The following is a 23,627-nucleotide window of genomic DNA, read 5'->3' as shown; positions in this document are numbered from 1 at the left end:
CATGACGCTTTCTGCGCCTTCGGACGCGACAACCGTTCTTGTCATCTCAAGCCATGTCGTGCGCGGTTCTGTTGGAAACCGCGCTGCCGTTTTCGCTTTGGAAACGCTCGGATTTCCCGTCTGGGCGGTGCCCACAGTCGTGTTGCCGTGGCATCCCGGCCATGGTCCTGCCGGGCGTATCGTGCCGCCTGCCCAAGAGTTTGCAACACTGATGCAGGATCTTGAACGCGCGCCGTGGCTTGGTGAAGTGGGCGCGATCCTCACCGGTTATCTTGGCCATCCCGAACAGGCGGCAGCCGTGGCGGGGCTGGTAAAAAAGGTCAAAGAGCGCAATCCCAACGCGCTTTATCTTTGCGATCCGGTCATTGGCGATCAGAAAGGGCTGTATGTTCCGGAAGCGACAGCCGTCGGTATTCGCGATCACTTGATACCCCTTGCCGATATTGCAACGCCCAATCGCTTCGAGTTGTCATGGCTGACGGGTGTTGAACTTGAAGACAACAAAGCATTGATGGAAGCGGCCCTTGATACGGGGCCAGCAACCATGCTGGTGACATCGGCTTTTCCATTGATGAGTGGCAGTATCGGCAATATTCTGCTCACACCAACCCTTGCGCTGATGGCGGAGCATCGATGCGTCGATGGGCCGACCAATGGTCTGGGCGATCTGACATCAGCGGTGTTTCTCGCGCGCAGGCTTGCGGGCTTTTCAGAAGAAAAAACACTGCAAAGCACAACGGCGGCGGTGTTTGAGATCATGGCCCGTTCAGCAAAACGCGGCGCTGATGAATTGATGCTTGAAGCGGATGCTTCCAGTCTCGCAACGCCTATGGCAATGGTACAGATGAGGCGGCTCGTCCATCCGACCAAGGGATTGCGTGCATAGAACGGTTCAAATTTTGATTGCTCTGTGTTTTCGATAGGGATAATGGAAAGCCATGGCTGATATTCCAGATTCACTCCTCGCCGGTTACCAGACCTTTATGAGCGAGCATTTCGCGTCTGAAACGGCACGTTATAAAGAACTCGCTGAAAAAGGTCAGGCACCACAGACCCTTGTCATTGCCTGCTGCGATTCCCGTGCCGCTCCAGAAACAATTTTCAATACGGCACCGGGCGAAATTTTCGTTCTTCGGAATGTTGCCAATCTTATTCCGCCTTACGAGCCGGATGGTGAATTTCATGCGGCGTCTGCTGCACTCGAATTTGCAGTACAGAGCCTCAAGGTGAAGAACATCGTTGTCATGGGGCATGGCCGATGCGGCGGCATCAAGGCGGCCCTTGATACGCAAAGCGCACCACTTTCACCGAGTGATTTTATCGGAAAATGGATGAGCTTGATTGCGCCTGCGGCGGAAACGGTCAATGGCAATGATCTGATGACGCAGAGCGAGCGTCAGACAGCGCTTGAGCGTATTTCGATCCGCTATTCGCTCAATAATCTGCGCACATTTCCATGTGTCGATATTCTTGAGAAGAAGGGCAAGCTCACCCTTTATGGCGTATGGTTCGATATTTCGACCGGCGAGCTGTGGGTAATGGATCAGCAGTCCGGTGACTTCAAAAGACCAGAAGTTTCGCTCGAAAAGGCACCGGAAACGGCAGCATAAAAAAAGCCCCGAAAATCGGGGCTTTTCTCTATTCAGACTATGGCAAACAGCGCGTTGTTTCACCATAGATATGATTATTTATCGATTGCCTTACCCATTTCAGCAATGGCACGCTGGTAGACCTGTGCAGCATTCCAGCCTTGAATTGCACCATAGTTTGGTTCGCCCGGCTGATAACCGGCACCGCGCTTCCAGCCATGACCGACGAGGAAGTTGGCGGTCGAATAAAGGGCGTCAGCTTTCGAGCGCGCCATGTCGATATGACCGCTGCCATCACCGTCTACGCCGTATTTCAGCACGTTGACCGGCAGGAACTGGGTCTGGCCGATTTCGCCATGCATGGCACCGACCGCATTCGGATCAAGATCCTGATTGTCGATGAGCTTGAGTGCTGCATAAAGCTGGTTGGTGAAGTAGTCGCTGCGGCGGCAATCATAAGCAAGCGTTGCAACTGCGGAAAGCGTGTGCTGCTTGCCGAGATAGGCGCCGAACCCGGTTTCCATGCCCCAGATCGCGATCAACGGGCCAGCAGGAACGCCATAACGCTTTTCAATGGCTGCGAAGAGAGCTGCATTCTGCTTTTTGATCGATCTGCCGCGCTGGATGATGGTGTTTGCACCGCGCTTCTGCATAAACTGATCAAAAGAAAGCTTGAAGCTCTTCTGATTGCGATCGGCATTGATGGTTGCCTGCGCATATTTCGTCTTGGCCAGAGCATCAAGCGAACGCTTGCCAAGGCCGCGTGACTGCGCTTCCTTGATCGTCTGCTGAAGCCAGGCATTGTAGCCGGCACCATTGTTGCCGCACTGGGCTGCTTCAACGATGCTGGTTCCAGCCATCATACCCACTGCAAAAACTGCTGCTGCCGTCCAAATCCGGCCCTTGGCAAACAATGCCATTCGTTTCTCCTTTGGAGTTGATTCTACCTCGGCGCGAATTTGCCATTCTTTACACCGAATGTCATGCCGCAATGACGCGTAAGGCTTATGGCACGGCGGCGCGCTTATAGTCCTTTTTTCACGTATTCTTCAAATTTTGGTAAATTGGAACCAAATCACTTGCTTTGATGTGCAATTTGTTGGTTACACATTGCCGTTTTCCGCCTTTTGCTTGACATTACGGGCTGAAGCCCCTAAAGCCTCACCCAATCTATCCGCGATCTTCAGAACGCGAGCCACCGACCGGGACCCATTTGGTATAAAGAGATCCCGGAGGTCCACATCCGACAGCGCGATGCGCCCTCGGGTGCTGTATCGCTTTGGTCGGTTCTTGAACTGCCTGGATCAAAGGACAAGGAAACACAATGTTTGAATCACTTCAGGAGCGTCTTGGCTCCATTTTGAACGGCCTGACTGGACGCGGCGCTCTTTCTGAAAGCGACGTGACGGCTGCGCTGCGCGAAGTGCGGCGTGCGCTGATTGAAGCCGACGTTTCGCTGGAAGTGGTTCGTTCATTCACCGATCGCGTTCGTGAGAAGGCGGTTGGTGCTGAAATTCTCAAAAGTATCAAGCCCGGCCAGATGGTCGTTAAGATCGTTCATGACGAGCTTATCGAAATGCTGGGCACAGAAGGTGTCACGGTTGATCTGAATGCACCGGCACCTGTCGTCATTATGATGGTCGGCCTTCAGGGTTCGGGTAAGACGACCACCACGGGTAAGCTCTCCAAGCGTCTGACAGAGCGTCAACGCAAAAAGGTGTTGATGGCGTCGCTTGATACGCGTCGTCCGGCAGCACAGGAACAGCTTCGTCAGCTTGGTATCCAGACCTCTGTCGATACATTGCCAATCATCGCTGGCCATTCGCCGGTCGAAATCGCTAAGCGCGCCGTTCAGGCTGCAAAGCTCGGCGGTCATGATGTGGTTATTCTCGATACCGCTGGTCGCACGCATATCGACGAGCCGCTGATGGTGGAAATGGCGGATATCCGCAAAGCCGCCAATCCGCATGAAATTTTGCTTGTGGCAGACAGCCTCACCGGCCAGGACGCCGTTAATCTCGCGCGCAACTTCGATGAACGCGTCGGCATTACCGGTATCGTTCTCACCCGTATGGATGGCGATGGCCGTGGCGGTGCAGCCCTTTCGATGCGCGCCATCACCGGCAAGCCGATCAAGCTGATCGCCACCGGTGAAAAGATGGATGCGCTTGAGGAGTTCTATCCCAAGCGTATTGCCGACCGTATTCTTGGCATGGGCGACATCGTTTCACTCGTTGAAAAAGCTGCTGAAAACATCGACGCGGAAAAAGCCGCTGCGATGGCCAAGAAGATGCAGTCGGGCAAGTTCGATCTCAACGATCTTGCCGATCAGCTGGGCCAGATGAAAAAGCTCGGTGGTATGGGCAGCATTATGGGCATGATGCCCGGCATGGGCGGAATGAAGGACAAGGCTGCGGCAGCCGGTCTTGACGACAAGGTCTTTGATCGTCAGCTCGCCATTATCGGCTCGATGACCAAGGCTGAGCGCGCCAATCCCGACCTTCTCAAGCACAGCCGCAAGCAGCGCATTGCCAAAGGTTCCGGAACCAGTGCTGCCGACATCAACAAGCTTCTCAAGATGCACCGCCAGATGGCCGACATGATGAAAGTTATGGGTAAGGGCAAGGGCGGAATGATGAAGCAGATGATGGGCGGCCTTGCCAACAAGATGGGCCTTGGTGGTCTGGGCGGCGGCATGCCTGATCTCTCCAAGATGGACCCAAAGCAGCTTGAAGCGCTGGCCAAGCAGGCAGAAGCAGCCGGTCTTACCAAGGGCGGCGGTTTACCGGGGCTTCCTGGTGGCGGTTTGCCTGGTTTGGGTGGACCTAAGCTTCCGGGGCTTGGCGGTGGTCTGCCCGGTTTGCCGAAGAAGAAGTGAGTAAGATGGCTGACGAACAGAACACTGTACCTGCTGAACTTCTCGCATTACGCGCATCCATCGATAATATCGATGCGGCGCTCATCCACATGCTTGCGGAGCGCTTTCGCTGCACCAAGGCTGTGGGTGTCCTGAAAGCCGAGCGCGGCCTCGCTGCTGCTGACCCGGCCCGTGAGAAGCGTCAGGTCGAGCGCCTTCGTGGCCTCGCAGTTGATGCCCATCTCGATCCAGATTTTGCCGAAAAATTCCTGAACTTCATCGTGAAGGAAGTCATTCGGCACCATGAGCATGCCGCTGCCAATCACAGCGGAAACTAAATACCCTAAAACGGTTTAACCTATCGCCCATCAAGGGCAGAATTATTGTCTAAAGGAAAGAAAAAATGGCTCTTAAGATCCGTCTCGCCCGCGCTGGCTCCAAGAAGCGTCCTTACTACCACGTTGTTGTTGCGGATGCTCGCAGCCCGCGTGATGGCCGCTTCATCGAAGCCGTTGGTGCATGGAACCCAATGCTTGCAAAAGACGCTGAACGCGTAAAGCTCGACGCTGACCGTATCCAGCATTGGATTGCACAGGGCGCACAGCCAACCGATCGCGTTCTTCGCTTCCTCGACCAGGCCGGTCTTGCAAAGCGTGAAGCACGCAGCAACCTGACCAAGGGTCTGCCAGGCAAGAAGGCTCAGGAACGTCTCGCTCTTGCCAAGCAGGCTGAAGAAGAAGCTGCTGCAAAAGCTGCTGAAGCTGCAGCCGCCGCTGCTGCTCCTGCTGAAGAAGCTGCAAGCGAATAATTTTTCGCTATTTGCGAACATAAAAAGCGGCGGAGCAATCCGTCGCTTTTTTGTTTGTCTTCTTGCATTGGATTAAACAACTGGACGAAAAGCGATTTTTCTCTATCCTGTTGATATAGTGTTTGTATTTGCGACCTGCTGCATATGCGATATAAAATAAGTCTTCAGGCACTGTTTGTGCGCCCTGTTCAGGAGAACACCATGTCGGCTGTGATGGCTATCCGTTCTTTGTCTTTCCGTCGTTTGTTTATTGTCCTTGGGCTAGCCGCTCTTGTGCCGCTGCTGTCGGCCTGTGGTTTCAACACCATTCCAACCAATGATGAAAAGGCGAAAGCTGCATGGAGTGAAGTGCAGAACCAGTACCAGCGCCGGGCTGATCTGGTGCCTAATCTGGTTGAGACGGTGAAGGGCTATGCCGCGCATGAAAAGGACACGCTTCAGGCGGTAATCGATGCACGTGCCAAGGCGACGCAAGTGCAGATCACGCCGGAGACACTTAACAATCCAGAATTGTTCAAGCAATTTCAGGATAATCAGGCCAACCTTACCAGTGCGCTTTCGCGTCTGATGGTCGTCGTGGAGCGTTATCCGGACCTTAAGGCCAATCAGAACTTCCTGGCGCTTCAATCCCAGCTTGAGGGTACGGAAAACCGTATTGCTGTGGCACGCCGCGATTATATTGAGGCTGTGCGCGTTTATAATACGTCGATCCGCACCATGCCGACGATGATCTGGACATGGATATGGTATCGTGATGCTAAGCCAATGCAGACATTCAGCGCGGATGCTGCAAGCCAGAGCGCACCTCAGGTCAACTTTAACAACTGATCGGGCATCTCGTGGCAGCTTTGCTTCCCTTTCGCGCGGCGGCCTTACGTGGCCTGAATGGGCCACGGTTGCTTGCGGCTGTTCTGCTTTTCCTGTTTGCGAGTTTTGTGGCCGTTGGCGCGAATGCGCAGGATGCGACAAAGCCGGCACAGGCATTGACGGGGCGCGTGGTGGATGCAGCGGGGATTATCGATCCCGCTCAGTTGCAGCAACTCACGCAGAAGCTTGCAGACTTTGAAGCAAAGTCCTCCGATCAGGTGGTTGTGGTGACTGTCCCGAGCCTGAATGGCGAGGATATTGAGAGCTATTCCAATCGCTTGTTCCGCGCCTGGGCGCTGGGGCAGAAACAGGAAAATAACGGTATTCTGCTGGTCGTTGCCCCCAATGATCGCAAGGTGCGTATTGAGGTTGGTTACGGGCTTGAAGGCACGATGACGGATGCGCTTTCGAGCGTTATCATCAATGGTACAATCATCCCAGAATTCCGCAGCGGTAATTACTCAGAAGGCATCGTGCAGGGGGTGGATGGCATTCTGTCGGTTTTGTCTGGCGATGCTGCCGAGCTTGAAGCGCGCGCCAAACGGAATGCTCAGACGAGTTCGGGCTCCGGTGATGTCGATTGGGTGTTCGTTATTTTCATCACATTCTGGGTATTGATCTTCTTTGGCGGCTTCGGCATGGCGATCTTGACACCGATTTTTGGACGCAAGATTGGCCCCGGAAAATATCGCTGGCTTGGTATGGTGGTGGATTTTAATTCCCGTGGCGGTTCCGGCGGCGGTGGCTTTTCTGGCGGCGGTGGCGGCTGGTCATCAGGTGGCAGTGGTGGCGGCGGGTTTTCCGGCGGTGGCGGATCGTCCGGGGGCGGTGGCGCTTCGGGTAGCTGGTAAGGGAGAATTTTGTGCGCGCTAAAAACCTTATCAGTGATCAGGATCACAAGCGTATTGCCGAGGCGATCCGTGCTGCTGAAACCAATACAAGTGGTGAAATCTACGCAGTTCTCGCCCGCACCAGTGATGATTATTTCTTCGCGGCCGGTTTTGTTGCGACCTGTGGCATTCTGATCGCTTCGGTGGTCGCGGCGTTCCTTGCGCATTGGTACTGGTTTGACATCAGCCTTCCCATGTTCGGCCTCGCGGTGCTTGCGGCCTTTGCAACGGCTATGTTTTTGCTTTGGCTGGTGCCCTCAATCCGTATTTTACTGGTGCCGCGCCGTATTCGCTATAAGCGCGCACATTTGAACGCGTTACAGCAATTTCTGGCGCGCAATGTCCATATCACGGAACACCGGACCGGCATTTTGCTGTTCGTTTCCATGGCCGAACATTATGCGGAAGTGATTGCTGATGCCGGTATTGATGCGCGTGTTGAGCAGGAAGAGTGGAATGGCATCGTTGCAACACTGATACATCATGCTTCGCGTTTGGAAGTTGCAGACGGTTTTGTACTGGCGATTGGGCAGGCGGGGGTGTTGCTGGAAAAACATTTTCCTGCGGGCGAGCACACGATCAACGAGTTGGATGATCACTTGATCGAACTTTAAGTCTGTCTGACAGATTCGGATTCGCCGCTCATTTGTGGCAGAATTGCGCTTTTATGACGTTTACGTAAACCTGGCATGTCCATCCATGGAAAAGCTGGGCGGCATATTTCGAAATTTCTTAAAGCGTTTTCGAAGCTTTGTTCCAAATTAAATGGATTAGATACGAATTTTCTGGCGTTCACTGATTTTTTTGGTTGTTTTCAGCGATTTGTCATCGAAACGCATGTTCAATCTGCTAGTTTGGCGCGCATTGCCATCATGACAGGAGTATCCGACGTGACTGCAAAGCAGGATCGGTCGAGCAAAATTAAGGGTTCCAAGGCAGGCAAGGAGGAGAAGAAGGGAGGAAAGTCGAAGGCGCTTGATGCCTTTTCGCAGCTTCTCTTTGAATGGGCGCCGCCCGAAGATCTTGCGGCCTATGATGCCGCCGCGCTCGATAAGTCTGCCCAGTATGGCTACGAAGCGCTCGAATCCTACCGCAAGGGTAAAAGCATCATCAGCGTCGATAACAGCATCGAACGCCAAGGTCGCGCCGTCAGCGTTATTACCATCGTCAACGACAACATGCCGTTCCTGCTCGACTCGATTATGGGTGAGCTGAACGATCATGTCAGCCAGATTTTCATGGTTGTTCACCCGGTTCTCGACATTGAGCGGGAAAAGGACAGCCTTACAATTTTAGGCGAAGCTTCGCAGCTTGCACCTGCCAAGGGTGTTGAGCGCGTCAGCCTTGTGCAGATTCATCTTCCAGCCCTTGACAAGCAGGCCAAGACTGATCTCACCGCTGCTATCAAGCGTGTGCTCGGACAGGTTCGTTCTGCTGTCAGCGATTGGAAGCCAATGCTCAAGCGTCTTGATGACGCTATCGCCGATTATAAGCGCGTTCAGGAACTGACCCTTGATCCGGCTATGCCTGAGGCAATCGCGTTTCTTGAATGGCTGCGTGATGATCGTTTTATTTTCCTTGGAATGCGCGAACTGACCTTCAAGGGCAAGGGCGACAAGCGTGAGCTCGTGCCGGTCAAGGAGACGCTTGGCATTCTCAATGACAGTGAAGTCCGCGTTCTGCGTAAGGACGACGACGACAAGGCCACGCCGCGCGAGATCACCGACTTCCTTGATAGCAGTGAACCATTGATCGTCACGAAAGCAAATTCGCTGTCGCTGGTGCATCGCAGATCGTATCTTGATTATGTCGGTGTGAAGATCTTTGGTGACAAGGGCGAGGCTATTGGTGAGCTTCGTCTCGTTGGTTTGTTCACCTCTGTTGCTTATGTAAGCTCCGTTGCCAGCATTCCATTTATTCGATCAAAGGCAGATGCAGTTATCCGGCATCTTGGCTTTAACCGCGAAGACCATTCCGGCAAGGCGCTTGTCAATGTGCTGGAAGAATATCCGCGTGATGAGCTGTTCCAGATCGATGTGGAAAGCCTGACGGCCAATGCCGAACTGATTCTGGCACTTGGTGAGCGCCCACGCGTTCGTGCGATCCCGCGTCTGGACCGTTTTGGCCGTTTTGCCACCGTGCTGGTCTATATTCCGCGTGACCGTTACGATTCTGTCGTGCGTGAGAAGATCGGCCATTATCTTGTCGAGATTTATGGCGGCGACAGTTTTGAGTTCCATCCGGTCTTTTTGCAAAATGGTCTGACGCGCGTTCAGTTCGTCATCCGCCGTCATGAACGTTCCACGCCGCATGTGGATCGTGATGCGCTGGAAGAAGAAGTGCGTTCGATCGTTCGTACTTGGGAAGACGCGGTGCGTGAAAGCGCGGACAGCGTGGATGCAAAGACTATTGCTCTGGCTTCGAGCTTCCCGCAATCCTATCGCGAAATCTTCACCGCTCCTGAAGCGCTTGTCGATGCAGAGCGCATCGCAGGCCTTAATGCAGAAGCTCCGCTCTTTGTGGACTTCTATCGCTATCGTACCGATGGTCCGGATGCGGTTTCGCTCAAGCTTTATCATCATGGCGCGCCGGTTGCGCTGTCGCAGCGTGTGCCGCTTCTCGAAAATATGGGGTTCCGCGTGGTCAGCGAGCAGACCCTTGACCTTCCGCAAGCGGGTGAGGACGGTGCCGCAGTTTACGTGCATGACATGCAGCTCGTAAACGCCTATGGCGCTCCGGTTGATCTGTCTGATGATGGCGAGATGCTGGAAGATGTGTTCCGCACGGTCTGGGATGGTCTTGCCGACAATGATGGCTATAACGCGCTGGTGCAGACTGCACGTCTCACGGCACGTCAGATCATGATCCTGCGCTCTTATGGCCGTTATCTGCAGCAGGCAGGTATTGCCTATTCGCAAGGTTTCATTGCAGCCGCACTCAACCGCTATCCGGAAATTGCCAGCGATCTTTATTCGCTGTTCGATCTGCGCTTTAACCCGTCGGCCAAGCGTCGTGACGCCGCTGAAAAGAAGCTGGTTGATGCTATCGAAACGGCGCTTCTCGGTGTGCCGAGTGCGGATGATGATCAGATTTTGCGCCGCTTCCGCAATCTGATCGAAGCAACCTTGCGCACCAATGCTTTCCAGCCAAATGATGAAGGCAAGCCGCGTGTGACCTTTGCGTTCAAGCTCAATCCACGGCTTGTCGAAGGTCTGCCCGATCCGCGCCCATATCGCGAAATTTTCGTCTATGGCCCCGAAGTGGAAGGTGTGCATTTGCGCTTCGGCGCTGTTGCGCGTGGTGGTCTGCGCTGGTCGGACCGCGCACAGGATTACCGCACGGAAGTTTTGGGCCTCGTCAAGGCACAGCAGGTCAAGAATGCGGTGATTGTGCCGGTTGGTGCCAAAGGCGGCTTCTATCCGAAGCGTTTGCCTGTCGGTGGCGATCGCAATGCTGTGTTTGAAGCCGGTCGTGATGCCTACAAGGTTTTCATCTCCACGCTTCTGTCGGTCACTGACAATATTCATGACAATGATGTTGTGCCGCCTGCGGACGTGGTGCGTCACGACAATGACGATCCTTATTTCGTTGTCGCTGCCGACAAGGGCACGGCAACTTTTTCCGATACGGCCAATGCGATCAGCCAGGCGCATGACTTCTGGCTCGATGATGCTTTCGCATCGGGTGGCTCTGCCGGTTACGACCACAAGGGCATGGGCATCACCGCGCGCGGTGCATGGGAAGCCGTGAAGCGGCATTTCCGTGAGTTCAACAAGGATATCCAGACCGAACCGTTCACGGTTGCAGGTGTTGGCGATATGTCGGGCGATGTATTCGGCAACGGTATGCTTTTGTCGGAGCAGATCAGGCTGGTTGCAGCCTTTGATCATCGTGACATCTTCATCGATCCGAACCCGGTTCCGGCTGACGGCTATGCAGAGCGCAAGCGTCTGTTCGAACTGCCGCGTTCAAGCTGGCAGGATTATGATCGCTCGAAGATTTCGTCAGGTGGCGGTGTCTATAGCCGCAGCCAGAAGACGATCACGCTGTCAGCTGAAGCTGCAAAGGCCATTGGCCTTGGCAAAACTACCGCTTCGCCGCAGGAAGTCATGACGGCGATCCTGAAAGCGGAGGTCGATCTTCTGTGGTTCGGTGGTATCGGCACCTATATTCGAGCAGGCAACGAAACGGATGCGCAGGTTGGTGATCGAGCCAATGATGCCATTCGTATCACGGGTTCGGATGTTCGGGCGAAGGTGATCGGCGAGGGTGCAAATCTTGGTGTCACGCAACGCGGACGCATTGAATATGCGCTCAACGGCGGTCGCGGCAATACCGATGCCATCGACAACTCGGCAGGCGTCAACTGCTCCGACGTTGAGGTCAATATCAAGATTGCGCTGGCTGCTGCCATGCGTTCGGGCAAGCTTAAGCGTCCGGCACGCAACAAGCTGCTGGTGAGCATGACCGATGACGTGTCTGAACTGGTGCTGCGCAACAATTATCTGCAGCCACTCGCACTTTCATTGAGCGAACGTCAGGGTCTCACGGAGCTGCCTTATCAGGCTCGCTTCATGGCCGAGCTTGAAGCGCGCAAGCTGCTGGATCGCAAGGTCGAGTATCTGCCATCGGATGCGGTGCTGAATGATCGCCAGAAGTCGGGACAGCCGCTGACGCGTCCGGAACTTGCAGTTCTGCTTGCTTATGCCAAGCTGTCACTGTCGGATGATCTGGTCGCAAGCAAACTGCCTGATGAGCCGTACTTCGAAGAGTTGCTGTTTAGCTATTTCCCGAAGCGTATGGTGAAAACCTATGCCGAGGAAATTTCCAATCACCGTCTGAAGCGCGAAATCGTCGCTACTTTGCTGGCGAACGATATTATCAATCGTGGCGGCATCACCTTCATCAGCCGTCTGGCCGATACGACGGGCAAGTCGCCTGCCGATATTGTCCGCGCTTATGTGGCGGTGCGCGATGGCTTTGAGATCAATGCGATCTATGACGCGATCGATGCGCTCGATAACAAGGTGACGGGTGATGTGCAGAACCAGTTCTATCACCTGGTTGGCGAGATGTTGCTTGCAACGACCGCCTGGGTTCTGCGCAACGACACCACGCGTGCAAACCTGACAGAGCTGGTGAACACCATCACCACAGCACGTGCGGCGCTTGAGCCACGCTTTGATGGTCTGATGCCGGATTACCTGATCGATGCGGTGCAGGCAGACAAGGCAGCCTTTGTTGAAAAGGGTGCGCCTGAAAAGCTTGCTCAGCGTCTGGCCAATCTGCAACTTGCAGGCATCATGCCGGACATCGCGTTGATCGCACATCTGGCTTCTGCCGATCTGGTTGCAACCGCCAAGACCTATTTCGGCGTATCGGAAGCCTTCCGCATTGGCCGTATCGAAGAAGCCGCGCGCACAATTCCGGTTACGGATTATTATGACGGTCTGGCACTGTCGCGTGCAAGCGATACGATCACCCAGGCAGCGCGTGGCATTACGATTGCTGCACTGAAAAAGCACGGCAAGGAAAAAGATCCGGCGGCAGCATGGTTTGCGGAAGATGCAGCACGCATCGACCAGATCAGAAGCCGCATGGTTGCGCTGACAGAAGGCGGTGATCTGACCGTGTCACGTCTGGCTGTTGCTGCGGGGCTTATGTCGGATCTGACGCAATAATTGTGAAACTACGAATAGAATTAAAAAGGGCGGCTTCGGTCGCCTTTTTTGCTTTGTTGTGGTGAGTCTATTAGCAGTGTACCTTCGCAATGCTTTACGGGCGTGGCAGGCGTAACATATGACGGAACAGGCAATGGTAGCAGACGGCTATTCTTCACGCCGCGGTGTGTGGGGCTGGATATTTTTCGACTGGGCGGCTCAGCCATTTTTCACAGTCGTTACCACTTTCATTTTTGGGCCTTATTTCATCTCGCGAATGGCCGAAAGTCCGGAGGCTGGTCAGATTGCATGGGGCTATGGTTTTGCGGCAGCGGGGCTTGCCGTTGCAATCCTGTCTCCCTTTCTTGGTGCTGTTTCCGACAGGACCGGTGCACGCAAGCCGTGGATCGCCTTCTTTGCCATCATTCAGATTGTTTGTCTGTCGCTGCTCTGGTTTGCAGTGCCAGGCGCCAATATCTACTGGGTTTTGCTGGCCTTTGCGCTGGCCATGATTGCGGCTGAGTTTTCCATTGTTTTCAATGATTCGATGATGCCTCGACTGGTTCCACGCAACGATATTGGCCGGGTGTCCAATATTGCCTGGGGGCTAGGCTATATGGGCGGCATGATTGTTTTGATTTTCATTGTGTTTTGCCTTGCAGCATCGCCTGAGACCGGAAAAACGATCATCGGTATTGATCCTCTGTTCGGGCTTGATCCGGCTAAAGGGGAGGATGGGCGAATCGCCGGGCCGATTGCGGCGCTTTGGTATCTGGTTTTCATTCTCCCGATGTTTTTCTTCACACCGGACGTTGCCAAAGGAGAGCCGCTCGGGCGTGCTTTGCGTTCAGGCCTGTCCGAGCTTAAAGCGACGTTGAGGGAGGTTCGTAAGCGTCCGGGAATTGTCCGCTTCCTGATTGCACGGATGATTTACCAGGATGGCGTCAATGCTTTGCTCGCACTGGGCGCCGGTTATGCGGCCGTATTGTTTGGCTGGTCGATCACTGAAATCGGTTTGTTCGGCATGATTCTCAATGTGATGGCAATTTTCAGCTGTCTGCTGGCCAGTAAATTTGATACGCGATTCGGCTCAAAGGTCGTGGTGCTGGGATCTATTGTGCTGTTGCTGATTGCTTCGCTTGGAATCGTATCGACAGATCATCAATCCACTTTGTTTGGCTTCCTGATGTTTGCACCAACGGATGCAAAAGGGTTATTCGCCACGCCTGCCGAACACGCTTATCTGATTTACGGGCTGATGATCGGAGCAGCCTTTGGCCCCGTTCAGGCGTCTTCGCGATCATGGTTCGCGCGTAGCATTAAGCCGGAGGAATCAGGCCGTTATTTTGGCATTTATGCTTTGGCTGGTCGGGCAACAAGCTTTATCGGTCCGTTTCTGGTTGCGACTGTTACGGCACTCAGCGGGTCGGCAGCGCTTGGCATGTCGGTGCTTGTTGTTTTGTTTGCCGCGGGTCTTTTGCTTGCGAAGGCAACGCCTTATCCGGCGGAAGCTATATAGGTGACTGGCGCAGTGCTCTTGCTGCGCCAGTCTTTTTTCTACATCATGCCTGCTGCTTTGGCGCAGGCAATCGCAATCAAGCCGCCAACAATTGGCGCTATCACGGGCACCCAGGCATAAGCCCAGTCTGAACCGCCTTTGCCGGGAATAGGCAGCAATGCATGGGCGATACGTGGTCCGAGATCGCGTGCCGGATTGATTGCATAGCCGGTAGGTCCACCCAGTGAAACACCAAGCGCCCAGACAAGCAGCCCGACCATCAGAGGTCCAAGAACGCCAGTTGCACCAACGGCCTTTGCGCCAATTGCAATGACCACAAAGACCAGAACAAATGTGCCAATCACTTCTGTTATGAAGTTGGCCGGAATGTTGCGGATCGCCGGGCCTGTGCAGAAAACACCGAGCTTTAATCCCTTATCGGTTGTTGGGCGCCAGTGAGCCAGATAGGCAAGATAAACGAGAACGGCACCGGTAAAGGCGCCGAGCATTTGCGCTGCAATGTATGGGGCAACATCGGCAGCCGGAAATGTGCCTGCTGCGTAAAAAGCAAGGGTCACAGCCGGATTGAGATGGCCTGCACTGCCTGCTGCAACCGCAACCATCACACCACACAAGACGGCAAAGCCCCAGCCCGCGGTGATGACGATCCAACCGGAATTCTGACCTTTGGAATTGGCCAGAAGCACGTTGGCTACCACACCATCACCCAACAGAACGAGCATCATCGTGCCAAGAAATTCCCCGATAAAACCGCTAGTCATTATCTGCTCCGAGAAAATAATTTAGGTTAAAAGAAATCATCCGATGCGCAGATGCGCTCATCGGCCGTTTGTATTGATTGTGTATTTTCAAGTTCTGGACTGTTTAGTCAGGCCGAAACAGCGCCTTAATCAATCCAGTTAAGGGACCGTTGGACAGCCTTTTCCCACGAATTGAACAGGCGGGTTCTTTCCTTCGTTGTCATCTTCGGATGCCAGCGCTGGCCGACCTGCCAGTTCTCAATAATGTCATTCGTTGATTTCCAGTATCCCACAGCAAGACCGGCTGCATAGGCCGCACCAAGCGCTGTGGTTTCGATGATCTTCGGACGCACAACCGGCACATCAAGAATGTCAGACTGGAATTGCATCAGCAGTTCATTGACGGTCATACCGCCATCGGCACGCAGTTCTGTAATTTCTACGCCTGAATCCTTGACCATGGCTTCAAGCACTTCGCGCACCTGATAGGCACTTGCTTCGAGTGCCGCACGCGCGATGTGGCCTTTGTTTGCGAAGCGGGTTAGCCCGGCGATAATACCACGCGCGGAATCTTCCCAATGCGGGGCGTAAAGACCTGAGAAGGCGGGGACGAAATAGACGTCTCCATTATCTTCGACCGTGCGTGCCAGTGTTTCGATATCACCGCTGTTTTTGATGATGCCAAGATTGTCGCGCAGCCATTGCACCAGTGCGCCGGTGATCGCAATGGAGCCTTCCAGTGCATAGACGGGCTTTTTATCACCAAGCTGATATGCAACAGTTGTCAGCAGGCCATAGGTGGATGGAACCAGCTTTTCGCCGGTATTCATGAGCATGAAGCAGCCGGTGCCATAGGTGTTCTTGGCTTCACCCGGTTCAAGGCAAGCCTGACCGAAAAGAGCTGCCTGCTGATCCCCCAGAATGCCTGCAAGCTTGGCGCCACCAAGCGCGGGTAGGGTAATCTCGCCATAGACTTCACTGGAGGAGCGAATCTCTGGCAGGCAAGCCGCAGGAATATCGAAAAGGCTCAGAATCTCCTCGTCCCATTTCAGCGTTGCAAGGTCCATGAGCTGGGTGCGCGAAGCATTGGTCACATCGGTGATGTGAATTCCACCCTGTGTGCCGCCGGTGAGGTTCCAGACAAGCCAGCTGTCCATCGTGCCGAACAGGGCCTCACCCGTTTCGGCTTTTTCGCGTGCACCGGGTACATTATCGAGGATCCAGCGTAGTTTGAGACCAGAGAAATAGGTTGAGATCGGCAGCCCGGTTTTATCGCGCAGGCGGTCCGCACCACCGTCCTTTACAAACTGATCGACCAGTTGGTCGGTGCGTGTGTCCATCCAGACAATGGCGTTGTAAAGTGGCGCGCCGGTCTTCCTGTCCCACAGCAACGTGGTTTCGCGCTGGTTGGTGATGCCAACAGACGCAATATCGGAAGCCTTGAGCTTGGCCTTTTTCAGTGTTTCAGCGATGACATGCTGTGTGTTGCGCCAGATTTCATTGGCATTGTGCTCAACCCAGCCGGCCTTTGGATAAATTTGTTCGTGTTCGCGTTGATCCATGGCGATAATGTCGCCGTGGCGGTCAAAAATAATGAAGCGTGAACTGGTGGTTCCCTGATCGATGGAACCGATGAACTGAGTCATTGCTTATGCTCCTCCCATGTGGGCGTCATGTTGTGAGACGAAAATCGCATGCCTCACCGCATGACAAATCAACTTAATACAGTCACGCGTTTCAGGCATTCCCAATAATTCTGAAACAAGCGTGACTTTCACAAAATTTCGACATCAACAAAAAACGAATTAATATGAAAGTCAAACGAAAGCAATTGAAATTATTGCCAGTAAAAAAGCCGAGGAAGATCGCTTCCTCGGCTTTGTCCTTGATATGGGACTATTCTAATATGTCGGACCCGAAATTCGTATCACTCTAATGCAGTCATCTGAACGAATTTCGGGATCAAAGCCACACTAGTGACGGAAGTGACGCATACCGGTCATCACCATTGCAATGCCGTGCTCGTCAGCTGCGGCAATGACTTCATCATCACGCATTGAGCCGCCCGGCTGGATAACCGCCGTTGCACCTGCCTGAACAGCCGAAAGCAGGCCATCAGCAAATGGGAAGAACGCATCGGATGCAACAACACAGCCCTTGGTCAGCGGCTCGGCAAGACCGGCTGCTTCAGCTGCGTCTTCTGCCTTGCGGGCAGCGATGCGGGCCGAATCAACACGACTCATCTGACCTGCGCCGATGCCAACCGTTGCGCCGTCCTTGACGTAAACAATCGCATTCGACTTCACATGTTTGCCGACGCGGAAAGCGAACTTCATATCGTTGAGCTCGGCTTCCGTTGGCGAACGTTTGGTGACCACTTTCAGATCAAGATCATCAACAACGCCGTTGTCGCGTGACTGAACCAGAAGGCCGCCTGCAACGGTTTTCGCTGCAATGCCCTTGGCACGTGGATCAGGCAGGCCGCCCGTTACCAAGAGACGCAGGTTCTTCTTGGCCGCAACGATGGCCTGTGCACCTTCGGTGGCGTCCGGTGCGATAATGACTTCGGTAAAGATTTTGACGATTTCTTCAGCGGCGGCTTCATCAAGTGTCTTGTTGAGCGCAACAATGCCACCAAAAGCCGAAACCGGATCGCAGGCGAGGGCCTTGAGATAGGCTTCCTTGATGGTGGCAGCTTCTGCAACGCCGCAAGGATTGGCGTGCTTGATGATGGCAACGGCTGCGGTGCGCGCCGGGTCAAACTCGGCTACGAGTTCGAAAGCTGCATCGGTGTCGTTGATGTTGTTATAGGAAAGTTGCTTGCCCTGAAGCTGCGTTGCTGTGGCAACGCCCGGACGCTGTTCGCCGGTCAGGTAGAAGCCAGCCGTCTGATGCGGGTTTTCACCATAACGCATGACAGAATGCAGCTTGCCTGCGATCGAACGATAGGTCGGTGTTTCCTCATTGATTGCTTCGGCAAACCAGTTGGAAATGGCTGCATCATAAGCGGCCGTGCGCGAGAACGCCTTGGCTGCAAGCTTTTTGCGGAAGGAAATCGGCAGCGAGCCTTTGTTCTTTTCGAGCTCAGAGACAACCTCTTCATAGTCAGCGGGATCGACAACGGTTGCGACATAAGCATGGTTCTTTGCCGAAGCGCGGATCATGGCCGGGCCGCCAATGTCGATATTTTCAACCGTGGTGTCATAATCGCCACCCTTGAAGCGAACTTCTTCAAACGGGTAGAGATTGATGACAGCCAGATCAATGCCGCCAATGCCATGGGCTTCCATGGCTGCAACATGTTCAGGATCGTTGCGTACAGCAAGCAGCCCGCCGTGGACCGATGGATGCAACGTCTTCACGCGCCCATCCATGATTTCCGGGAAGCCGGTGACTTCCGAAACGTCTTTTACAGGAATGCCTTCTGCGGCAATCGACTTTGCGGTGCCGCCGGTCGAAAGGATTTCAACGCCATGGGCATGAAGTGCCTTGGCAAAATCGATGAGATCGGTCTTGTCGGAAACGGAAAGAAGGGCGCGGCGCACCCGATGAAGATCGGGAGCGGGAATATGCTTGGAGCTGACAGCCATAGGAAATGGTCTCTTCGTTGCTGAAGCGTTTTGCGTTCAGGAAGGGTGGGACGGTTTGCGGGTTAGCACAGACGAGACGCGAATCATACCTTAAAAGCGTCCTGGTCAAGCTTTTGAGGTTAAGCGTAGCTTCCAATGGCAACGCGGCTGAATTGCCAGTTTACTTCCGGCAGATCAGAAGCCGGAAAAGACAGCACGATCTGCTTTGATGTCACAGGACCACGGAACCCGGCAAAGAAGATGCTGTCTTCAAGCTGCGGGGCCACTTCGAAACAGGAGAACGCCCATCTATCGTCATGAGGAGCGCTCAAATTGATCAGGCCATTTTCATCAAGCGAGATGTCCACCGATGGGTGGATGTGAAAACGCACGGCAATATTATCACGCCCGTTGGCTTTCAACGCCTTGGCATCGCCGCGATAAAAGCGGTCCGCACCTTGTATGACACTGCCCTGATGCGACAGCACGACGCGACGCTCATGAAAGATGCCAAAAAGGCGGACATAACCATCATGATTTGCAACAAAACCTTGCCGTCCTGTGTCTTCGATCCGGTCGCGCTGCACGCGTGTGGGACCGGCGATGATCGGCGTGCCAATCATGTTGGAAAGGCCTGCATTGCGGCTGAAACGGCACGACGATGTATCGTTGATGGTGGCGGTTGAATGCGCAGCCGTTGAGCGTCCCAACGGACGAAATTCTGGCGGGCCGTAGCGGTCAACACCGGAATTGACGATATAGCGCTGGCGGCCTGAGGACATTTCAAAGGCAAGACAACCCGCATGGGCATCGCGCGACGCCGTTACAGGCGGGGGAAGGCCCGTATCGGCGATGATGGTTGTCGCCCCCATCGACAGGCGTTCATAGCCGGAATAGGGGGCGTGGGTTAGTGGCGCGCCTGCGGTTTCGTCATGACGCAGCACCGAAATAATCCGCTCGGAAAGAGTTGGACCAACACCGTTGAACAGCGCGAGACTGCCATCCTGATGCCGGAAAAAACGCAGCGCAGGCAGCATGCGCTCGACAGCTTCGATCAATGCTTTTGGCGGTGATTCGGTGCCATTGGCATAGGTCTGGCGCAGTGGCAGAAGATCGGCCAGCAGTTCAAGGATCGTAACCGGATTGCGCGAAATATGCCCACCATCGGGCAGGATCTGGCGCTTCAGCTCATATTCGAGATTGCGTCGTGCTGCACGCGCGGTCGGCGGCGAAACCGGCAAAGCGAGTGCCGCAAAAGCCAGCGCAATACGCGCACGCAGGCGTTCTTCGCCGTCATCCATAGCGGAAGCGACAGTGCGCAGGTAACGCACCTGCATGGCAAGCGAGCGCATGAATTTGCGATATGCAGGCAATTCTGCGCCAGAAAGAATGAGGTTGGAATGTTGCAACCATGCGATGATGCGCTGTGCTGTAACTTCCGGTGACCAGGCAAGACCACCGATGCGCTTGCCATAAAGGCGCATCCAATCGTCAACGAGCGCGCGCGCATTGGCGGTCGCAAGCTCGCTGTTGGCGCTTTTCAGATGGCGCAGCCAGCCAAAGCCCTGAAGGGCCGCTTCCCATTCCGGCGTCGGTGGTTCAACGGCAAAAGGCGACATGCCACCGGTTTCGACGAGGCGACCAGCCAGAGCAAAACGACCGTGGTAGAATTCTTGCGCCAGTTGCGGGTCAGCGACGCGGAGATCCGGTGGCGCAATGAGGATGCGGTCCGGCGTGAAGCCGCTGAACCGCCAGCGAAAAAGCGGACCCATGCGCAGACGGCGGCTGAACTTGCGCCAAGCCTGTGCAACGGCCAGTCCCCAAAGATGCGGGGTTTCGCTCAACGCGACTGCCACCCTCTCGTTCTCCGTATTATAATTCATTCGCATCGGACCCGATAAGGCAGGTCCATCCTTTCATGGCATGATGAATCGAAATGCCGGTTTCTCGATTTCGGAATCATGCATTCTTAGAATCGTCGATAATGGTGAATCGAGTGTTAACCATAACGGGTGCAGTGCGCCCGTTATGGAAAATTCACCGACTTTAATCAGCCTTAGCTAACGGATCAGGCCTTGCGTCTGAAGCGGGCAGCGAAAAAGCCATCCATGCCCGCCATATTTGAATTGCCATCAAACGTGTCAGCAGCCAAATCGGCAGGGGTCGAACGCAGGAAGCCTTCACCCGTGATCAGACCTTCAAGACCCGGACAATCATCGAGCGTGATCGGATAAGCTTCAAGTGCTGGATTTTCGAGCGCCTTGCGGGCCAGCTCTTCGCCTTCTATTGGATGCAGCGAGCAATTGGAGAAGACAATGGTGCCGCCGGGTTTCACCAAATTTACTGCATGGGCGAGCAGCTTTGCCTGAAGCGTGGCAAGCTTTGCAATATCCTGCGGTGTTTTGGTCCATGGCACGTCCGGGTGGCGGCGCACCGTGCCGGTGGATGAGCAGGGTGCATCAAGAAGAACTGCGTCAAACAATTCGTCGGGCGTGTAATCCATCAGGTTGGTGGCGACAGTGCGTGCCTTGCAGCCAAGACGCTCCAGATTGCCTTGAAGACGCTTGAGCCGGTTTTCCGACATGTCGAGCGCTGTCACATCCGCCCCCTGCAACACAAGCTGCGCGGTCTTGCCGCCGGGCGCTGCGCAAAGATCGGCAACGCGTTTGCCCTTGATGTCGCCCATCAGCCGTGCTGGCAAGCTTGCCGCCGCATCCTGTACCCACCAGTCGCCCTCTGCAAAGCCGGGCAGTTCGGTGAGATTGCCCTCAACAGTCTCAAGGCGTACCGAGCCGTTCGGCAGGGCTGTGCCGCCGAGCTTTTCCGCCCATTCCTTCGGATCGCCTTTTACGGTGAAATCGATCGGTGGTTCATAAGCGTGCATGGCGAGAATGGCTGCTGCCTTTTCCGCGCCATAAGCGTCTTTAATACTGTTTGCAAACCATTCCGGCACGTTGGTTTCCGGCTGCAATGTATGGGCGAGAGCGCGTTCCTTGTTGCGCGACAGACGGCGCAGAAGTGCGTTCACAAGACCTGCATATTTGCGATTGCGCGGATCGGCATTGGCCGCTTCAACGGCCAGATCAACGGCCGAATGATCCGGAAGGTTGAGGTAGAAAATCTGTGCGACGGCCACATGCAGAAGGTGTTTGAGCGCATGCGCATTTTCCGGCAAAGGCCGGTCGAGGCGCTTGTTGATGGCACGTTCAATGCTGCCGCGATTGCGCAGCGCGGAGCCCAGAATAGCGCGAACCAGTGCGCGGTCGCGTGGTTCAAGCGCCAGATATTGCGGATGACCGTGGCTGTTGTCGGTCAGACCGTCGAGCGATGTGTTCTTTTCAATCACCGCGCCAAGCAGGCGAGCCGCAGTCAGACGTGCAGCAAGACCGGGGCGCAACTGTTCAGCGCGGTCTGCGGCATGCTTATGGGATTGCGGCTTTTTATTTCCACGCTTTGGCGCAGCTTTTTTATCGTTCACGCTGTTCTACTTTATCTGACGCGGTTCTTTTAGGGGCCCGCTTTTATGACCAAGGACCCCGATAGCCGGAGCCGCCACTGTTGTTTCCGCCTGCATTACCCCATGGACCACTGTTTTGGGAAGGGGGGGAGCTGCGCTGCGCCATTGCCGTCGAGCGAATCCCCATTTCAGCCGCCATCTGTTCCAGCGCCTGAATACGGTTATCCGTGTCTGGATGTGTCGAAAAAAGGTTGTCAGCACCGCGTCCGCTCAGCGGATTGATAATGAACATATGGGCGGTTGCCGGGTTATGTTCGGCTTCTTCATTAACAACTGACTTAGCGCCACGGGCGATCTTGCCAAGGGCGGATGAGAGCCAGAGCGGGTTGCCGCAGATTTCGGCGCCTCTGCGGTCGGCGGCATATTCGCGGGTACGGCTTACCGCTATCTGCACGATCATCGCCGCAAAAGGAGCCACGATCATTGCAAGGATCGTACCGACTACGCCAATGATGCCATTGCCGTTTTCGCGATTGCCGCCGAGGAAGAATGCAAAATTGCCGAGCATGGAGATTGCACCCGCGAGCGTGGCGACGATTGTCATGGTCAGCGTATCGCGGTTCTGAACATGCGCCAGCTCATGCGCCATCACGCCCGCAACTTCTTCCGGTGTCAGGCGATTGAGAAGGCCGGTTGTGGCTGCAACAGCTGCATTTTCGGGATTTCGGCCCGTCGCAAAGGCATTGGGCTGGTCTTCATGGATGATATACACCTTTGGCATTGGCAGGCCCGCATTGGCTGCAAGGCCGCTGACCATGCGGTAATAGTCGGGGGCTGAGCGCGCATCGACTTCCTGCGCATTATACATACGCAGGACCATCTTGTCGGAATTCCAGTAGCCAAACAGGTTCATGGCAACAGCAATCACCAGTGCGATCATCATGCCGCCGCCGCCGCCCAGCAAATAGCCGATGCTCATGAACATGACTGTCATGAGAGCAATCAGCATGGCAGTTTTCGTCATATTCATGCGTGTAGGTCTCCGGTTCAGTAACAGTTTACACAATCGGGGTTTTGCTTCCCCGTCAGGTTTAACTATATGATGGGTATCAAACGCCCGATCTTCAATAATGGGCTCTAATAACGGATTTCAAACGGATGACCGATACATTCAACGAACCCGCCAGCAACGATAATGCCGAACCGCCCAAGTTTGACGATTTGCCGCCAGCAGCCCAGCGTGCGCTGAAAGAAGCCGAAGAACGCCGGGCCGCTGAAAAAGCCGAAAAGCTGCCACGAGAAATTGGCGGTCGCGGCGGCAAGGATCCCGCCCGCTTTGGCGACTGGGAAATCAAAGGCCGGACCATAGATTTCTAATCTGGGATGTTTCCATGCTTCCATCAAACGTGGAAGAACACGACTTATCTCCCTCTCTCTATATATGTGCGAAGGGATGGGCTGCATTAAGTGCTGTTTTGATTTGGTATAGAGTTGGGATGTTTTAAATTGTTTCTGTTTGGTAAAAATGGATTGTTTTGCCTGTGGAAAGAAAAGTTATCATTTTTGCGGATTATGCGTTGACAGTTTTGTTGAGTGGGGTCTATATGGCGCCACAACGAGGGCGGCGACGCTGCTAGCGGCAGACTGGTTCGTCCCTTGAGTTGGCAGATT

At 54.5% G+C, this 23,627-nt stretch carries 18 protein-coding genes; 11 read left to right on the top strand and 7 right to left on the bottom strand.

Annotation, left to right across the window (positions count from 1 at the left end; genetic code table 11):
- Position 1 precedes the first annotated feature (1 nt).
- Both pdxY and ABE527_RS19510 read left to right on the top strand, forming a co-directional pair.
- Complete coding sequence (gene pdxY, locus ABE527_RS19515) at positions 2 to 886, top strand: pyridoxal kinase PdxY (protein ID WP_499695325.1); 885 nt, start codon at positions 2 to 4, stop codon at positions 884 to 886.
- Positions 887 to 938: 52 nt separating this feature from the next.
- Positions 939 to 1,610, top strand: coding sequence for a carbonic anhydrase (locus ABE527_RS19510; RefSeq protein WP_265985190.1), 672 nt, complete (start codon positions 939 to 941; stop codon positions 1,608 to 1,610).
- Positions 1,611 to 1,684: 74 nt separating this feature from the next.
- Here ABE527_RS19510 and ABE527_RS19505 read toward each other — a convergent pair whose 3' ends face one another.
- Positions 1,685 to 2,509 (bottom strand): lytic murein transglycosylase, encoded by an 825-nt coding sequence (locus ABE527_RS19505; RefSeq protein WP_265985191.1) that lies wholly within the window; start codon positions 2,507 to 2,509, stop codon positions 1,685 to 1,687.
- A gap of 404 nt (positions 2,510 to 2,913) precedes the next feature.
- Between ABE527_RS19505 and ffh the strand changes: the two genes are divergently transcribed.
- The 8 genes from ffh (at position 2,914) to ABE527_RS19465 (ending at position 14,190) form a co-directional block, all read left to right on the top strand.
- A complete protein-coding gene (ffh, locus tag ABE527_RS19500) occupies positions 2,914 to 4,467 on the top strand; it encodes a signal recognition particle protein (protein WP_499698017.1) in 1,554 nt (517 codons plus the stop codon).
- Between the two features lie 5 nt (positions 4,468 to 4,472).
- Positions 4,473 to 4,784 carry a chorismate mutase gene (locus ABE527_RS19495; RefSeq protein ID WP_007876888.1) on the top strand — a complete coding sequence of 104 codons (312 nt, stop codon included), beginning with the start codon at positions 4,473 to 4,475 and terminating at the stop codon, positions 4,782 to 4,784.
- 65 nt (positions 4,785 to 4,849) lie between these two features.
- The gene (rpsP, locus tag ABE527_RS19490; protein WP_265985193.1) at positions 4,850 to 5,254 is read left to right on the top strand and encodes a 30S ribosomal protein S16; all 405 of its coding nucleotides are present in this window, start codon (positions 4,850 to 4,852) and stop codon (positions 5,252 to 5,254) included.
- Between the two features lie 201 nt (positions 5,255 to 5,455).
- Positions 5,456 to 6,082 carry a LemA family protein gene (locus ABE527_RS19485; protein ID WP_499695322.1) on the top strand — a complete coding sequence of 209 codons (627 nt, stop codon included), beginning with the start codon at positions 5,456 to 5,458 and terminating at the stop codon, positions 6,080 to 6,082.
- Positions 6,083 to 6,165: 83 nt separating this feature from the next.
- Positions 6,166 to 6,972, top strand: coding sequence for a TPM domain-containing protein (locus tag ABE527_RS19480; RefSeq protein ID WP_265985226.1), 807 nt, complete (start codon positions 6,166 to 6,168; stop codon positions 6,970 to 6,972).
- 11 nt (positions 6,973 to 6,983) lie between these two features.
- Positions 6,984 to 7,625 carry a TPM domain-containing protein gene (locus ABE527_RS19475; protein WP_499695321.1) on the top strand — a complete coding sequence of 214 codons (642 nt, stop codon included), beginning with the start codon at positions 6,984 to 6,986 and terminating at the stop codon, positions 7,623 to 7,625.
- Between the two features lie 276 nt (positions 7,626 to 7,901).
- Complete coding sequence (locus ABE527_RS19470; RefSeq protein ID WP_499698024.1) at positions 7,902 to 12,692, top strand: NAD-glutamate dehydrogenase; 4,791 nt, start codon at positions 7,902 to 7,904, stop codon at positions 12,690 to 12,692.
- 118 nt (positions 12,693 to 12,810) lie between these two features.
- Positions 12,811 to 14,190 (top strand): MFS transporter, encoded by a 1,380-nt coding sequence (locus tag ABE527_RS19465; RefSeq protein WP_265985196.1) that lies wholly within the window; start codon positions 12,811 to 12,813, stop codon positions 14,188 to 14,190.
- Between the two features lie 38 nt (positions 14,191 to 14,228).
- Here the strand turns inward: ABE527_RS19465 and ABE527_RS19460 are convergent, their stop codons facing one another.
- From ABE527_RS19460 to htpX, 6 genes are all read right to left on the bottom strand, one after another.
- The gene (locus tag ABE527_RS19460; RefSeq protein WP_499698016.1) at positions 14,229 to 14,951 is read right to left on the bottom strand and encodes an MIP/aquaporin family protein; all 723 of its coding nucleotides are present in this window, start codon (positions 14,949 to 14,951) and stop codon (positions 14,229 to 14,231) included.
- A 125-nt stretch (positions 14,952 to 15,076) separates the two neighbouring features.
- Positions 15,077 to 16,576 (bottom strand): glycerol kinase GlpK, encoded by a 1,500-nt coding sequence (glpK, locus tag ABE527_RS19455; protein ID WP_499695318.1) that lies wholly within the window; start codon positions 16,574 to 16,576, stop codon positions 15,077 to 15,079.
- A gap of 327 nt (positions 16,577 to 16,903) precedes the next feature.
- On the bottom strand, positions 16,904 to 18,520 hold the full coding sequence (gene purH / locus ABE527_RS19450; protein ID WP_499698015.1) for a bifunctional phosphoribosylaminoimidazolecarboxamide formyltransferase/IMP cyclohydrolase: 1,617 nt from the start codon (positions 18,518 to 18,520) through the stop codon (positions 16,904 to 16,906).
- Between the two features lie 119 nt (positions 18,521 to 18,639).
- Positions 18,640 to 20,382: a heparinase II/III family protein gene (locus ABE527_RS19445; RefSeq protein ID WP_499698014.1), complete on the bottom strand. Its 1,743-nt coding sequence runs from the start codon at positions 20,380 to 20,382 to the stop codon at positions 18,640 to 18,642.
- Positions 20,383 to 20,567: 185 nt separating this feature from the next.
- A complete protein-coding gene (locus tag ABE527_RS19440; protein ID WP_499698013.1) occupies positions 20,568 to 21,977 on the bottom strand; it encodes an RsmB/NOP family class I SAM-dependent RNA methyltransferase in 1,410 nt (469 codons plus the stop codon).
- A gap of 43 nt (positions 21,978 to 22,020) precedes the next feature.
- Positions 22,021 to 22,986: a zinc metalloprotease HtpX gene (htpX, locus tag ABE527_RS19435; RefSeq protein ID WP_499698012.1), complete on the bottom strand. Its 966-nt coding sequence runs from the start codon at positions 22,984 to 22,986 to the stop codon at positions 22,021 to 22,023.
- Positions 22,987 to 23,114: 128 nt separating this feature from the next.
- Between htpX and ABE527_RS19430 the strand changes: the two genes are divergently transcribed.
- Positions 23,115 to 23,333: a DUF1674 domain-containing protein gene (locus ABE527_RS19430; protein WP_499698011.1), complete on the top strand. Its 219-nt coding sequence runs from the start codon at positions 23,115 to 23,117 to the stop codon at positions 23,331 to 23,333.
- Positions 23,334 to 23,627: the final 294 nt, after the last annotated feature.

This window comes from Brucella sp. TWI432 (genome assembly GCF_039674445.1).
Lineage (GTDB): Bacteria > Pseudomonadota > Alphaproteobacteria > Rhizobiales > Rhizobiaceae > Brucella > Brucella chromiisoli.
This window is presented reverse-complemented; position numbering and strand designations above follow the sequence as displayed.

Excerpts from the sequence above, each read along its gene's own strand:
- pdxY (WP_499695325.1), top strand. The coding sequence starts at position 2 with ATGACGCTTTCTGCGCCTTCGGACGCGACAACCGTTCTTGTCATCTCA.
- ABE527_RS19510 (WP_265985190.1), top strand. The coding sequence starts at position 939 with ATGGCTGATATTCCAGATTCACTCCTCGCCGGTTACCAGACCTTTATG.
- ABE527_RS19505 (WP_265985191.1), bottom strand. The coding sequence starts at position 2,509 with ATGGCATTGTTTGCCAAGGGCCGGATTTGGACGGCAGCAGCAGTTTTT.
- ffh (WP_499698017.1), top strand. The coding sequence starts at position 2,914 with ATGTTTGAATCACTTCAGGAGCGTCTTGGCTCCATTTTGAACGGCCTG.
- ABE527_RS19495 (WP_007876888.1), top strand. The coding sequence starts at position 4,473 with ATGGCTGACGAACAGAACACTGTACCTGCTGAACTTCTCGCATTACGC.
- rpsP (WP_265985193.1), top strand. The coding sequence starts at position 4,850 with ATGGCTCTTAAGATCCGTCTCGCCCGCGCTGGCTCCAAGAAGCGTCCT.
- ABE527_RS19485 (WP_499695322.1), top strand. The coding sequence starts at position 5,456 with ATGTCGGCTGTGATGGCTATCCGTTCTTTGTCTTTCCGTCGTTTGTTT.
- ABE527_RS19465 (WP_265985196.1), top strand. The coding sequence starts at position 12,811 with ATGACGGAACAGGCAATGGTAGCAGACGGCTATTCTTCACGCCGCGGT.
- ABE527_RS19460 (WP_499698016.1), bottom strand. The coding sequence starts at position 14,951 with ATGACTAGCGGTTTTATCGGGGAATTTCTTGGCACGATGATGCTCGTT.
- glpK (WP_499695318.1), bottom strand. The coding sequence starts at position 16,576 with ATGACTCAGTTCATCGGTTCCATCGATCAGGGAACCACCAGTTCACGC.
- purH (WP_499698015.1), bottom strand. The coding sequence starts at position 18,520 with ATGGCTGTCAGCTCCAAGCATATTCCCGCTCCCGATCTTCATCGGGTG.
- ABE527_RS19445 (WP_499698014.1), bottom strand. The coding sequence starts at position 20,382 with ATGAATTATAATACGGAGAACGAGAGGGTGGCAGTCGCGTTGAGCGAA.
- htpX (WP_499698012.1), bottom strand. The coding sequence starts at position 22,986 with ATGAATATGACGAAAACTGCCATGCTGATTGCTCTCATGACAGTCATG.
- ABE527_RS19430 (WP_499698011.1), top strand. The coding sequence starts at position 23,115 with ATGACCGATACATTCAACGAACCCGCCAGCAACGATAATGCCGAACCG.